The sequence below is a fragment of the Mycobacterium simiae genome (assembly GCF_010727605.1).
Lineage (GTDB): Bacteria > Actinomycetota > Actinomycetes > Mycobacteriales > Mycobacteriaceae > Mycobacterium > Mycobacterium simiae.
The window spans coordinates 5,202,685-5,216,804 of the sequence record NZ_AP022568.1 but is presented as its reverse complement, the minus strand read 5'-3'; the positions used below and the strand labels follow the sequence as shown (position 1 = coordinate 5,216,804).

The 14,120-nt window shown below is 62.8% G+C and carries 11 protein-coding genes; 7 read left to right on the top strand and 4 right to left on the bottom strand.

Annotation, left to right across the window (positions count from 1 at the left end):
- Positions 1-69: 69 nt before the first annotated feature.
- The 3 genes from G6N33_RS24270 to G6N33_RS24260 form a co-directional block, all read right to left on the bottom strand.
- Entirely contained in the window at positions 70-2,985 is a 2,916-nt protein-coding gene (locus G6N33_RS24270) for an ATP-binding cassette domain-containing protein (RefSeq protein ID WP_044506224.1), read from the bottom strand.
- Positions 2,986-3,508: 523 nt separating this feature from the next.
- Positions 3,509-4,258, bottom strand: coding sequence for a thioesterase II family protein (locus G6N33_RS24265; RefSeq protein WP_044506225.1), 750 nt, complete (start codon positions 4,256-4,258; stop codon positions 3,509-3,511).
- 122 nt (positions 4,259-4,380) lie between these two features.
- Positions 4,381-5,805, bottom strand: coding sequence for a 3-deoxy-7-phosphoheptulonate synthase (locus G6N33_RS24260; RefSeq protein ID WP_044506227.1), 1,425 nt, complete (start codon positions 5,803-5,805; stop codon positions 4,381-4,383).
- A gap of 847 nt (positions 5,806-6,652) precedes the next feature.
- Between G6N33_RS24260 and G6N33_RS24255 the strand changes: the two genes are divergently transcribed.
- The 6 genes from G6N33_RS24255 to G6N33_RS24230 all read left to right on the top strand — a co-directional run bounded on the left by G6N33_RS24255 (position 6,653) and on the right by G6N33_RS24230 (position 11,825).
- Positions 6,653-7,255 (top strand): TetR/AcrR family transcriptional regulator, encoded by a 603-nt coding sequence (locus G6N33_RS24255; protein ID WP_049918937.1) that lies wholly within the window; start codon positions 6,653-6,655, stop codon positions 7,253-7,255.
- Between the two features lie 51 nt (positions 7,256-7,306).
- Positions 7,307-8,467: an amidohydrolase family protein gene (locus G6N33_RS24250; protein ID WP_044506229.1), complete on the top strand. Its 1,161-nt coding sequence runs from the start codon at positions 7,307-7,309 to the stop codon at positions 8,465-8,467.
- A gap of 26 nt (positions 8,468-8,493) precedes the next feature.
- Positions 8,494-9,429 (top strand): phosphotransferase family protein, encoded by a 936-nt coding sequence (locus G6N33_RS24245; protein ID WP_163771673.1) that lies wholly within the window; start codon positions 8,494-8,496, stop codon positions 9,427-9,429.
- Positions 9,429-9,827, top strand: coding sequence for a hypothetical protein (locus tag G6N33_RS24240; protein ID WP_044506233.1), 399 nt, complete (start codon positions 9,429-9,431; stop codon positions 9,825-9,827). Before G6N33_RS24245 ends, G6N33_RS24240 begins: the two co-directional genes overlap by 1 nt.
- A gap of 13 nt (positions 9,828-9,840) precedes the next feature.
- The gene (locus G6N33_RS24235; RefSeq protein WP_044506234.1) at positions 9,841-11,001 is read left to right on the top strand and encodes a hypothetical protein; all 1,161 of its coding nucleotides are present in this window, start codon (positions 9,841-9,843) and stop codon (positions 10,999-11,001) included.
- An 86-nt stretch (positions 11,002-11,087) separates the two neighbouring features.
- Positions 11,088-11,825 carry an alpha/beta fold hydrolase gene (locus G6N33_RS24230; RefSeq protein ID WP_044506236.1) on the top strand — a complete coding sequence of 246 codons (738 nt, stop codon included), beginning with the start codon at positions 11,088-11,090 and terminating at the stop codon, positions 11,823-11,825.
- A gap of 37 nt (positions 11,826-11,862) precedes the next feature.
- Here G6N33_RS24230 and G6N33_RS24225 read toward each other — a convergent pair whose 3' ends face one another.
- Positions 11,863-12,783 (bottom strand): SAM-dependent methyltransferase, encoded by a 921-nt coding sequence (locus G6N33_RS24225; RefSeq protein WP_232069449.1) that lies wholly within the window; start codon positions 12,781-12,783, stop codon positions 11,863-11,865.
- 305 nt (positions 12,784-13,088) lie between these two features.
- Here G6N33_RS24225 and G6N33_RS24220 point away from each other — a divergent pair, with 305 nt between their 5' ends.
- Positions 13,089-14,081 carry a methyltransferase gene (locus tag G6N33_RS24220; RefSeq protein WP_163771671.1) on the top strand — a complete coding sequence of 331 codons (993 nt, stop codon included), beginning with the start codon at positions 13,089-13,091 and terminating at the stop codon, positions 14,079-14,081.
- Positions 14,082-14,120: the final 39 nt, after the last annotated feature.

Here is a 14,120-nt window from a genome sequence, read left to right as displayed (position 1 = left end):
GCCAGGCAAGACAAGACACCACCCTGCGCAGCGGCAATGCCCGTTCCGGCAAGGTTTTAAGGACGCCGATCAGACGCCCAACAGCGGCGCGGTTATCAAGACCGCGGCGCACACTGCCGACACGAGCACCAGCGCCACCCAGTCAGCCCGTTGCGGCCGCGACACAACAGCCGAGATCTGGCCGGTGCCGCCGCGCACGGTGATCGCAACGCCCATCTCGTCGGCTCGCCTCAGCGCCACGGTGATGATCGCAACGACCAAGTCGATCACCTCCGACGCCAATCGCCGGACACCAGCCCCGCGCTTCGGCCCTACATCTTTGGGTCGCAACCTCCTGGCGGCGTGGAGGACCCGGAATTCGTCGATCAGCATCGGGAACGTCCGCAGTGCGAGCGCCAGCGCGACCGACCAGTCGTCGATCGGGATCCGCAGTGCGCGCAGCGGGCGGCCCAAAAAGGCTACCGCCGGCGCGATGTCGGCGACGTTGGTTGTCCACGACACCAGCGCCCCCATCCCCAGCAGCACGATCGATAGCGCGGTGAAGCGCAGGAATTCCAACAGGCCGCCGAGGTGGAGCGTGACCACGCCCGCCTGGATCTGCGGACCGCCACCGGCCAAAGCCGCAGTGGCACCGACGATAACCAGCACGATCCACAACCCGCGCGGCGGTGAGGGCAGCACACCCCGGGGAATACGCGCGACCCGCGTTCCCACCAGCACAAGCACGGCCGCCAGCCCGATCGACAGCCATCCCGGGCTCAGGGTCAACAACATCGACATACTAAAAGCGACAAGTAGTTTGGTGCCCGCCCACAGCTGGTGAATGGCCGAATGCCCGGGTACCGGCCGCAGTAGCACAACGGGGCGAGATGGGCGGTGGGCCGGCGTCGGCACCGCGGCGATCGCCAACAACCCGGTGCCGTCGACCCTTTCCAGGCCAGGTGCGAACGCGGGGTCCAATCGGCCGGCGCACAGGTGCAGGGTGCGCGGGCACAGCTCCTCAAGCCCAGCGAAATCATGCGAAATCACAACTACGGTCAGACCGGTTTCACGTCGCCGGTCAGCGAGTAGCCGCACCAGACCCCGGGCGCTAGCCGCGTCCAGTCCCGCGAGTGGCTCATCGAGGATCAATACGCGCGGTGAGCGCGCCAACAATCCGGCCAGAACCACGCGGCGCATCTGGCCGCCGCTGAGCTGGTCGATACGCCGGTTCGCGAGCGCGGGGTCCAGGCCGACGGCGGCCAGCGCTGCGGCCACCCGGGTATGGTCGTCGGGCGAAAAGCCGCCCGCCGAGGCCACTTCCAAATCGACACGTGCGCGCATCAACTGTAGTCGCGCCGCCTGAAATTGCAGCGCCACCGCACCGACCCGCTCGCAGGCCGGCCGCCCATCGAGCAGACAGGTGCCGGCGGTCGGCGTCGTCAATCCAGCCATGATCCACGCCAGTGTCGACTTACCGGAGCCGTTACCGCCGTGGATCAAAAGCCCGTCGCCCTCGTGCACCGCAAAACTGATATCGCGAAGCGCGATCTGCGCCCAGGGGGTGCCGCTGGCATATTCGTGACCAACACCGGCGAGCTCAAGTACCGGGGCGCCGGATCGGTCGACCATCGCAGCCGTCGGCGCCGGCGCAGAAGGGGTCTCGACCATCACGGTGTTGTCCAGCGAATCGCTGAGATGGATTGTGCGGTCCGCGTGCTGAGCCTCGTTGTGGTAGTGGGTGATGTGTACTACGGCGGTTTGGTAGCGGGCGGTCAGACTGGAGAGCACGGCCAGTAGTGCGTCGCGGCCCTGCTGGTCGACCATGCTGGTGACTTCGTCGGCGATCAGCAGCGCCGGTTCCCGCGCCAGTGCCGCAGCCACGGCCAGGCGCTGCAGTTCGCCGCCGGACAGGCTGCCGGTGTCGCGTTCGGCGAACCCGTATAGCCCGACTTCACCGAGCAGCCGGTCGATGTCGGTCGTCTTGCCCGGTGGGAGTCCCCAGACCACGTCGTCGGCGACTCGCATTCCCAGCACCTGACTTTCCGGGTGTTGCATGACGACGGCGGTGCCACCGAGTTGTCCAAGGCCCACCGCGCCGGGGCGTTCGACGCTGCCCGACGTCGGTTCCCGGCCGGCCAGGATCAGCATCAGAGTGGTTTTTCCCGCGCCGTTGGCGCCGGTGACCGCAACATATTCGGCCGGCCGCACGTCAAGGCTGACAGGACGCAGCGCGTCATGGTCGGCGTCTGGATAGCGCAGGCACACCTCGTCCAGCCGCATCGGGACGGGCTGAATCGGCCCGACGTCCGCGGTCGCGTCGAGTTTGTCTCCATCGCCTATACCGCCGAGGCGCTCCAGCACCCAGCAAAGCGCCCACCAACCGATCAGCGAAGCCCCCATCGTCGCGACGACGGAGTATCCAAGGACCAGCCACTGCCAGTAAGCCAGTGCCTCGATGAACAATGTCTGGAAACCCTGCGCGGCCGCGCGCAGGTGCGGCACCCGGTTCAGGACCGTCACGCCGCCATCCAGCGCGGCGCTCATTGCCTGAAACATCAGCTCCCGCAACCGCGCCAGAACCGTCAACGCGATTACTGCCGCTGCGCCGATGACGACGCCGGCGGCGAAGGACACCGCGATCACGGTCGGCATGCCGCGGTGGCGGCGTTTCACGAATCCGCCCAGCCCGCCGACATGTGCGCACAGCGCGACCGCCCCCACACCGCTCACACCGACCACCAGGAAGCCGATCACCGCAGCAGCGACCGTCGCCGCGACCAGAACCCGGATTCGGTAGCGGTATGCCAACAGCCCCATCGGCACCGCGCCCAGCAGCCCCAGCGCCCCCGCGTGCGGAAGAACGACCGCGATGATCGCGGTCGCGGCGGTAAGCGCACCCATCACCGACGCCTGAGCCAGCTCGCCGGGTCGCAGCGATCGAGCCGGGCCACCCACACCTGCCGTTAGCCCATGCCGTTGGTCAGCATCGACGCATATTCCCATAGTGCCAGGGTATAAACGGGCCGCTGAGAAGCCGCTGAGAAGGGCCGCCGAGCCCGAAGAGCCTCACACGCCGGTCCCGCGGCATTCGGGTTAGCTTCCATGTAAACAAGATTCGTGAAGATTGTTGCCCACTGCGCGACCGTGGCGGCGTCCAGGGTGGTCTTTGGGGCGTGCGGATCGTCGATCGGCCCGCGCGTGGATAGCCAGGAACCAGCGAGCGCTGCAGCGCCCGGGTGGCACGTCCACGCTCGGCACGGATTTCGTCGGCACGGGTAAACGCGTCGTCAGTGCTGAAGGCGCAATGAGCCACCCGGTACGTGCGGTCTCAGCGACCGCGCTTGCCTTCAGCTCAGCCGGAATGCGCAGTGCCCCCGTCGATCTGCACGTGGCCCCAAATGATTCCCTCAGAGATACGCCGCCAGCCTAGGTAACCCCCACCGCCGTACCCGGGCGCCGGGTGTCGAGATCGGAGCAAGGTGCTGCGATGCCGTTCCAAGGCATTGCCCGGGTAAAACCCGCGTGGTCAGCCCACGCGTGCCACGAGGTGGGCGGCAACCTCCGCGAGACGCTCGTCGAGATAGAAATGGCGGCCGGAAAAGGTGGTCACCTCGACTTCACCGTCGGTGTGTGCCCCCCATCCCTGGGCCTGCTCGACCGTGACCGTCGGATCTGCGTCGCCGAGCAGCACCGATATGGGACAGCTCAGGCGCTCTCCCGGCTCAAAGACGTAGGTCTCAACCGCGCGATAATCCGCGCGCAGCGAGGGCAGAATGAGCCCCGCCAGCTCCGGCTCAGCGCGCAGCACCGCCACCGAGGACGGATCGTTGACCAGCCGTTCTAGATCTGCGAGAAGATCGGAATCCGGCCCCGCATGCAAACGAGCCGAGTGCGCCGTGTCCGGGCTGACCCGCCCGGACACGAACAGCCGGATCGGTTCGCGGTCCTTGCGCCGCAGTCGCCGGGCGACCTCGAACGCGACGGTCGCCCCCATGCTGTGCCCGAACAGGACTAGAGTCGGCGCCTCACCCCAACTCAGGACGTCAGCGGTGACGTGGTCGGCCAGTTCGATCAGATCCGTGACGGGCCGATCATCGAGACGATCTTGCCGTCCGGGATACTGCACCGCGTACACCGCGATCCCGGGCGAGAGCTGTTGGGCCAGCGGCCGATACGCACCCACTGATCCCCCTGCGGCGGGAAAACACACCATTACCACTCGCGCGCCGGGCACCCCTCGCAGCGCCCGCAGCCAGGTCGTGCCTACAACTGGCATAGCGGCCCCTCTCACCACATCCGACCCGCAATCACGGGCGTAAATATTGTTGATAGCACGACGAACGGCGTTTTGCGTTACCGCCGGCCGTGACGCAGGCGAGGCTGTCGTGGATGCTCAAGTCAGGGGCGCAGCATTTCGGCGATGAGGAACGCGAGTTCCAGCGATTGCTGAGTATTCAAGCGCGGTCCCATCGCGGTTTCGTAACGTCCAATTTCAAGGTCAGCTTGCGAAATGTCTTGGGCACCACCGAGACACTCGGTAATCTCTTCACCCGTGCAGTCGATGTGGATCCCACCAGGATGAGTGCGCATTGACCGGTGAACTTCAAAGAATCCTGCCACTTCGTCGAGAATACGATCGAAGTCGCAAGTCTGGTAACCGCTAGACAGCGTGACCGTGTTTTCCTTCATCGGATCGCACTGCCAGATCACGGGATGTCCGGAGGCGCGAACAGCGTCGACTAGCGCCGGCAACACCACGCGAACCGCGGTGTTGCCCATGTGCGCGACGAACGTCAACCGGCCCGCGACACGTTGAGGGTCAAGCCGATCCGCGTATTCGACAACTGTGCCCGGTGTGGTTGTCGGGCCAATTTTGACGGCGATCGGGTTGGCCAGGATTTCAGCCAGGGCAATGTGAGCCCCAGCAAGATCGCCAGCGTGTTCGCTGATCCACAGTAGATGCGAAGACAGGTCGTAGAGTTTGGTCTTGCCAGCCTCGCCCGTGTCCATCCGCAGCAGCGCCCGCTCGTAGTCCAGCACCAGCGCCTCGTGACTGACGAAGATCTCGGTGCTCTCCAAAGAGGGGTCGGTGACACGGCATGCGGACATGAACCGTAGGCCGCGATCAATCTCTGCTGCCAGCGACTCATAGCGGGCGCTGGCAGCAGAGGTGCGCAGGAAGTCCTTGTTCCAGTCGTGCACCCGATGCAAATCAGCTGTCCCGTCCATCGTAAGCGCACGCACGAGGTTCATCGTCGCAGTCGAATTGGCATAGGCCCGCACCAGACGCGCGGGATCGGGTCGCCGTGCCCCCTCCGAGGGGTCGGCTGAGTGCACCAAATCACCGACGTAGGGCGGTATTACGTGCGGCCCGGGCTGGGGCGAACGAGAACGTGCGTATTGCCCGGCGATGGTCGCGACCTTGACCACCGGCATTGAGTCGGCATACGTCAACACCACAGCCATCTGCAACAGGGTGCGAATGTTGCGGCGGATATGTGGCTCGAAGTTGGCCGCGAAGGTCTCCACCGAGTCCCCGCCTTGCAAGAGAAACGCTTCACCACGCGCGACTTGTGCAAGCCGCTGCTGCAAGGTGGCGATTTCGTTGGGCAGAGTCACCGGCGGCACGCTTTCCAGCAGCGCCCGAATTTTCCTGACATCCGCGTCGTTGGGCCAGTCAGGCTGTTGTGCCGCTGGCAGTGCCAACGCATCCTGCAGCCGTGCATGCAGTTGCGGAGGCAGGGGCGGGAGCCCGGGCAGCGCTTCAGTGGGTATATCAAGTCCGACACACCACGAGAGCAGTTGTTGCTGTTGGGGATTCATTGGGTCCGCCGACATCAAATAAGCGCCCCTCCTGGGAAGCCGAGCGTTTTACCGGATATCCGCCCGCGATTGGTGCCGTGGCAAGCGGCGCAGGAACGGATCAATTGGGTTGCTTCGACCAATTCTGGTCAGTCCACTTGGCTCGATATTCTACACTAGTACGTTGAGATTTCATCGACATCGACGACATCAGCGGAACCGCGCTTATGCGGCATTGACTGGAGAACGTCGAATTGGAATCCGGAACCCCTTGTCGCGGCATGCGGCTGCGACCAGGTCCGAGTTCATAGCCACTGGCGGGTCGTCGCGCCGAAGCCCAGTAAGAGAGGTTGGGCCTTCAACGCCGCTACCATCTCGTCACCAATCAACCGCCGGTCAAAATTGGTTGTAGCGCCGAGACTTTCATGATTTTGATCGGAGTCGCTCAGCAACAATGAGACCCATAGATCGGCATATTTACGTCTTTTAACACGTTGCAGACCCGCTTGTTGTTGTCGAAGCTGTCGCACGAGAAGGCTTGGGCATGCGAGGGTCGCCGGATTCCATGTCCATGTTGACCTGGTGCACCGGGCATCGATTGCCGCAACTAAACAGGCCGCGCCCTTATTTGCACCCCGCAGCTCGTACACCCGGCCACGACATTTCCGCCGATGAAACTGCCAACTCAATCCGCAATGCCCGGTGTGTTTGACCCGAGCGTAGCCACGAGCTCGGCTCCTGGTGGTAGCTCGGGTGGTCTGAATCACCACCGTGGAGCTTCGTCAGCACACGGCTCGTGGGCCGGATGAGATCACGGAAAGTTGGTTCAAATTCCCACCCAAGCGACCGCCGGCCGTAGGCTGCGTTCGTGCCACGCAGTCCTGAACCCGCTCGGCAGAAGCTATTAGACGCCGCCCTCGAGCTGTTCGCTGAGCGCGGTATCGCCGCGACCAGCCTGCGCGAAATTAGAATCGCGGCCGGCCAGAACAACACAGCCGCGGTGCAGCACCATTTCGGCGATAAGGATGGACTGCTGCACGCGCTGCTAGAGCGCGAGCTTCCGGCCCTTGTCATGCGGCGTAAGGAGCTTCTGGTGTGCGCTGACGACGCATGGTCAATCGCAGCGGTGTTCGTCTTGCCCTTTGCCGAAATGGCAACCGGGTCGGCGCACCAGCGCAGCGCCGTCCGATTTTTCAGCCAGCTCTTCAACGATCTATCAATGACGTTTGACGAGATCGTGGGCCTGATCGGTGACACTCTGCAGGCCGACGCTTACCAGCTCCTGCAGACCCACTTGCCGCAGCTCCCGAGCAACATTCTGAACGAACGAGTTGCTGTGGCCACCAACAGCTTTCTCCACGCCGCAGCGTTGCGTGCCTCCCCGAAGCATCGCGACCATCTCGTAGACGACGCCACATTCCGCCGCAACCTGGTTGATATGTTCCTCGGAGCCGTCTCCCTTGCGGTTTAGTAATCCATGTTGTTTACTACGGGTACCGCGCCGATCCCGTAGGAGACAACAATGGTGCTTGAGAGCTATGCCGTCATCGATGTCGACACGCATATCACCGAACCGCCCGATGTCTGGACTGCCCGGATGCCGTCCAAGTACGGAGAGCAGATCCCCCACATCGAGCGCATCGATGGGTGGGACATGTGGGTCATCAACGGGGAACCGTTCGCTCGGCCGGGCAATACCGCAATGGCCGGATATGACGGCACGCTGCCCGACGGCCCGGCGACGTATGCCGACATGCATCCTGCCGCCTGGGATCCCACGGCGCGGGTGGCCTTCATGGATGAGCAGAACATTCGTGCGCATGTGCTGTACCCCAACCTGGGTGGCTTCGGAGCGGCGGCCTGGCTGGAGCGCGGCGACCCTGAGTTCGCCCTAGATTGCGTAAAGGCTTTCAACGACTTTCAAACCGATTTCGCCTCAGTGGCCCCCGACCGGCTGCTGCCGATCGTGTCGGTTCCGTTCTGGGACATCGACGCCTCGGTAGCCGAGGTCGAGCGAGCCCTGAACAGTGGTCACCGCGGGGTGAACTTCTGCAACGACCCGCGAGTCCATGGTCAACCCGCGTTGTGGGACCGTCACTGGGACCCGATTTGGAGCATCGCGCGCGACGCCGAGGTCCCTGTCAACTTTCACATCGGCGGCGGACGCATCGCCGAGCAAATCTTTAACGGAGTGGAGATGGGCTTCCGGGCCAACTTCTCCCGGATGTCGTCGTTGCTGTGGGCCGACAATATGCGCTGTATCTCAGACCTCATCCACGGTGGTGTGTGCCACCGCTTCCCCGACGTGAAGTTCGTGTCGGTTGAAAGTGGCGTCGGCATGATTCCCGCCGCATTGGAAGCTTTCGATTGGCAGTGGCGCAATGGTGGAGTGATCGACGAGCACCCGGAATATGACTTGCTGCCATCTGAGTACTTTCGACGTCAGATATTCGGCTGCTTTTGGTACGAGCAAGCTGTGCTGATTCCTGCGCTGCTGGCGTATCCGGAAAACATGTTGTTCGAGACCGACTTCCCCCACCCGACCTGCCAGCACCCTGGTCCCAAAACGCCGGCGACCGGACCCGCGCAATACGTCACCGAATCAATGGCCTCCCTTCCAGACGACATCTTGCGAAAGGTGCTGTCCGACAACGCCGCGAAGCTCTACAAGATCGCGTTATGAGCATCAGTGACCAGCTGACCGACTGGTTGAGCGATGAGCTTGCCACGACGGTCAAGGTGGAAAATCTACACCGTACTACCGTCGGATTCTCGCGGGAGAATTGGCTGTTCGACGCAATCTGGGACGGTACCTTGCACCGGCTGATTGCCCGACGAGATCCGGCTGGCAGCGTCCTCAGCACTGACCGACGGATCGAATGCGCCGTGCTGGAGGCCTTACGGCACACCGATGTACCCGCTCCCGTCCTGCGCTGGGCCGACCCAGACGGCAGCCGCCTGGGTCGGCCGGCGTTAATCATGGATTTGTCGCCCGGGCGGTGCGATGGTTTTGTCCTCAATGGGAATACGCCACTGACTGAGCGCCTGACGATTGCGCACCGGATCTACGATCGACTCGCCGATATCCACCGCGTCGACTGGCGCGCCATAGGATTGGGCCGTCACCTCGCGAACCCGGGAAATCAGGCAGCTGCCGCGGCGTTGGACCACTGGGAGGCTGAGCTCGACAAGATCAAATTCGAGCCCGAACCCGAACTAGCATTTGTGCTTTCCTGGTTGCGCGACACAGTTCCCGGCAACGAGGCTGTGACCCTGGTGCATGGCGACTTCAAACCCGGCAATGTCCTGCTCGAAGACGGCGACGTCACCGCCGTCCTCGACTGGGAGACCGCACACCTGGGTGATCCCCATGAAGACCTCGGCTGGATCACCAACCCACTGCGGGCCTATGAACACACCATCGCCGGCTCCTGGGAGCCAGATGACTTGTTGCAGCGGTGGTCTGAGCAGACCGGCATCGTGGTCAATCTGGAGCGGGTGCAGTGGTGGAGGGTGCTGGCCAATGTGAAGCTCATGGTCATCGTGCTGACGGGCCACCACTCATTCCTGCAACAACGTTCAGATCGCGTTTTCCCCAACCCGGTTCCGATGTATGCGCTTCTCCTCGACCAGATCGGTGCGTAATGCGGCCGACTGTCTCCGAACAACTCGCTGGTGTCGCCGCAATCCTGACAGACGTCATCGCGGACCGACTTGACGACGCCTACGCACGCGACGTTCTGCTGGGCGTCGCCAGTACCCTGAAGACACTGTCCGAGACCTGGCACGCCATTCCCGAATTCCTCAGGTGGGACAGCCTGCGAACCGCTGCCATCCTCGAACTTGTCGGACAGGCCGTGCCCCCGCATCCCCTCGATTCGTCTGACATCCGCGCGCTGGAGCAGCATCACATCGAGGTCAGGGAACGGCTGGAGCAATCGATACCGATCATTGTCAAAAGTACTGCAGGGCGGTTGGCGACGGCCGCTTACTTCCGGGAACGGGTTGAGCGCTTCAGTTGCGTTGGCCGCGAGAAGTTTTAGTTGAGGAGTTGACTTGCTGACCGCGCTTGATGATTCCCCATGGCATCAGATTCCGGCCACCTTCGATCATGTCGGCACCAGCGACCCCCGGTTCTTCGACCGCTTCTGGTTTGCTGCAGCCGACCCCACCACGGGGCGGGCATTGCAGTTCACCATCGCGGTGTACCAAAACATGAATGTCGTCGACAGCGGCTTCGTCGTCATCGACAACGGCACCCAGTACAACGTGCGCGCATCCCGACAGTTGCGGCCAAGCTACGAATTCGCCTGCAGCCCAATGCGGGTAGATGTGGTCCGACCGATGCAACACCTTCATCTGAGCATTCAACCCAACGACGGGCAAGTCTGCGGCGAGCTGGACTGGATCGCCGAGCTGCCCGCCCAAGAAGAACTCCCCCACTTCAATCGGGTCAATGGCCGCATCGTCGAGGACTACCTTCGTTACGACCAAACCGGCTCGGTCAGCGGCTGGCTGAACATTGACGGAAAACGCGACCGGATCGACTCCTGGTGGGCATGCCGCGACCACTCCTGGGGTGTGCGCTCGCGGGTCGGCATCGCCGAACCGGTCACCGGCCCCAGCCTCACTCCCCACGGGTTTGGGTTTGCGTTCCTGTTCTTTTCAACCGATACCCACGGTGGTCACATCCAAATCAGCCAACTTGACTACAGCACGGACGTCACCATAGAGATACTCCAAAAGGACAGCCGGGCAAGCCTTTCCGCCGGCATGTTAGCCATTGACGCCACCTTCGTCGACGATGGACGACCGCGGCGCTTTGACCATGTCCGATTCGACATGACGACCAGCAGCGGAGAGCCGCTGACCGTCGACGCCACGGCAGCAGGCCCGGCCGTCGCAATGCAAGGCCTCGGCTACGGCGGCTACAACGATGGGCACGGCCACGGCATCTACCGCGGTACTGAGCACCTCGAGGTTGACTCCTATGACGTCTCCCACCCCACCGACATCATCCTGCCTGACGGAACAACCACGCGGCCTATCCACCGAATCCAGCCGGTGCACATCGTCATGCGATGTCCTGGCGCAACGAGCCGCGGCACCGGCAGTCTCACCTTCATCGCGGAACTTGACACCGATCCCGACGGGCACCTCCGCCTGACCAACAACCCCCACGCGCATCCACGCCACCAACTGAGCGCCAGACGCTGACTGCTGTTGAGAGGGAAAGGCATATGTTAGCTAAGGAGGGGCTCACCCCCGATAAGCCTCCGTTGGTCTTGCTGCACGGGTTGGGCATGACAGCCGAAAGCGCCTGGCAGGAGGTAGTTCCCCTGGTGTCCCCGTACTACCGGGTGTTCACGCCGAATGCGCTTGGCCACCCCGGCGGGCCACCGGCTTGGCGTCGGCCGGTCACGATCGGTGATGTGGTCGACGCGGCGCAGGAGTATTTCGACCAAAATGGGCTTGATCGGCCACACCTCGCCGGCAATTCACTTGGCGGATACGTGGCGATCGAATTGGCGCGCCGCGGCCGAGCGGCAACCGTCTGTGCGCTTTCGCCCGCCGGCTTCTGGACCGCCGGCGACGGTCAACAACCACAGTTGATGAAGAAGTTCAAAACAGCCCGAACGATGGCTCGCCTCACGCGAACAATCAACCCCTTGATGTTCAGGTCAGCAAGATTGCGTCGGCTCACGATGCGCGACACCGCCCGCCACGGTCATCGCCTTACGCCTGCGCGAGCCCTCAACATGTGCACCGACTTTCTTGCGTCGCCAGCGATTATCGACATCATTGACGGGAGTTGGGAGATTGCACCATTGGACCCACTCCCCTGTCCGATAACCATCGGCTGGTCGGAATCGGATGCGACGCTTCCCATGGACAGCTACGTGGATCAAGCGCGAAAACGCCTGCCGCGAGCCGTGTTCGAAATCCTCCCCGGTGTTGGCCACGTGCCGATGTTTGATGACCCGCAGCTCGTCGCCCGAATGATCCTCACTGCAACCGGAGCAGACTCGAACCGCAAGTAGACCGAACGGCACGGCAGGCCTGAGTACCTGCCTAAGCCTAGGGCCTGAATGAGGTGCAGAGGTAGTTGTCGGCGAACGCATCACCGCTTCGCTGGTCGCCGCGCAGGGTCAGCCCGCTGGCGGCAAATAGGTCCGACATCGAAGCTGTTGTGCTCGTCCAGCCCTGCCGTCGCAGATATCCGGCTAGATCACTCCGGTCATCTTGATATGCAAGCCCTTTCATATCGATGTTGAGGCCGAAGCTTTGCCATTGCTCGGCAATGTGGCGCGCTCGGTACCGGACCTGCTCCGAGGCGGTGTCGTCGACGTCGACGAACACCGCGGTACCGACATTGGCGGCCGTATCGCTCAGAGCGGTCATGTTGCGGACCCTGAACACTTCCGCTGCCAGGCGGCTACCGTTTGCGCTGAGCGCCGTGATGGTATCCAGGAGCCGATCCTGGGCACCCGATGGCAGGTAGGCTAGCAGTCCCTCGGCAACCCACGCGGTCGGCTGAGCACCGTTAAAACCTGCTTGCCGCAGGGACGCATCCCAGGCCTTTCGCAAATCGATACCCACATAGCGGATCTGGATAGACGTTACGACTCCTAGGCCTGACAGAGTGGCGTCCTTGAAGGCAACGACCCTTGGCTGATCGATGTCGAACAGCATGGTGTCCTCCGGTAAGGCCAGTCGATAGCCGCGAGTGTCCAGACCAGACGCGAGCAACACCACCTGACGGATGCCCGCCGCACACGCATCTAGGAGAAAGTCGTCAAAATAGCGGGTACGAACCGCCAACGCGTTAGTCATCGGTTGCCATCCCAACCCCGCGTCGTCGCTTTCACTCGGCAGTTGCCGTGCTGCCCACCGAGTGAAGAAGTCGATGCCGACGGCCCGCACCAAAGGCTCGGCGAGATAGTCGTTGATGATGGCGCCCGGCGCATTAGTGGCCGCAGCCCGAGCGGCGGCCGTCATGGTGGCGGTGACCCCCACACTCGACGACAGGTCCCAGTCGTCATTGTCCCACCGTTGCAACGTCTCCCCCTTCTTAGTTCCGGATCGCCCCCATGACATTCAGTTGAACAGTCTTGTGGCACCTAACAGCGGCGGCGATAACCCGCATACAGTATTTGTTGGCGCATCACTCAAGGGAACCCACGTTCACATGATCGTCAGCGGTGCCGCTGGCAGACCCTCTGTACCACAGTGTAATTGGTATTATCCCGAGGGTGGATTAGCACCGTTAAGCGTGCCCAATCATGCAAAGACTAGGACCCACTTTGGCACCGAACCTGAATCTCGCGGCGACCAAGCTGCTTACGCTGATGAGCGGGGCCTGGATGACACAGGCCCTCGCCGTGGCCGCCGATCTGCGTCTGGCCGACCATCTCGCCGACGGGATAAGCACCCGCGAGCTGGCGAACCGCGTACTGGCTGACCCCAGCAGCTTGACCCGGCTGCTGCGCTATCTGGCGAGTGCGGGCGTGGTGAAGACAGTCGGTGATCGATTTGAGTTGACCGAAATCGGGCAGCTACTACGAACTGACTCTGCGCATTCCATGCGCCCTCTGGCATCGCTCTACGGAGGAACGTTCTACCGATCCTTCGCCGAGCTCGGCCAGGCAGTCCGGACTGGACACGACTCCTTCACCTCCGTCTTTGGACAACACCACTTCGACTACTTCGCCGACAGGCCCGAACTGTGCTTCGCCGAGGCGATGGCCGCCAGCGCAACGATGTTTGGTGCGGTTGCGGAAATCGTGGACTTCACCGGGGTACATGTGGTCGTCGATGTCGCCGGCGGCAATGGCGAGTTGCTCAAACACATCCTGCATGCCGTCCCCGAAGTGCGCGGGGTTGTGTTCGAGCGGCCACACGCAATAGCCGCTGCGGAAAGCAATCTCGCGGAATACCGCGCGCGGTGCAACTTCATTGCGGGCGATTTCACCTGCGGAGTGCCAGATATGGGTGACGTCTATCTGCTCTCTCGGGTACTCCATGATTGGGATGACCACCAGTGCAAGACGATTCTGCAGCAGTGCTCGGCAGCAATGAGGGCGGGCTCCCAACTGATCGTCGTGGAGCGACTGCTGCCTGATGACGATCTACCTTCTCTGGCTGCCGCATGGGACATTCACATGTTGTGCAACGTCGGTGGCCGGGAACGAACCGCCGACGATTACCGCGCTCTGTTCGAGGCGGCGGATCTGACCATTCACGCCCAACACGAGCTGCCGCTGGACTTCGCTCTGTTACACGCAACGAGGGCCTGACGATCTCCGATCGATCTCCCTTCAGAGACCACGCGCAGC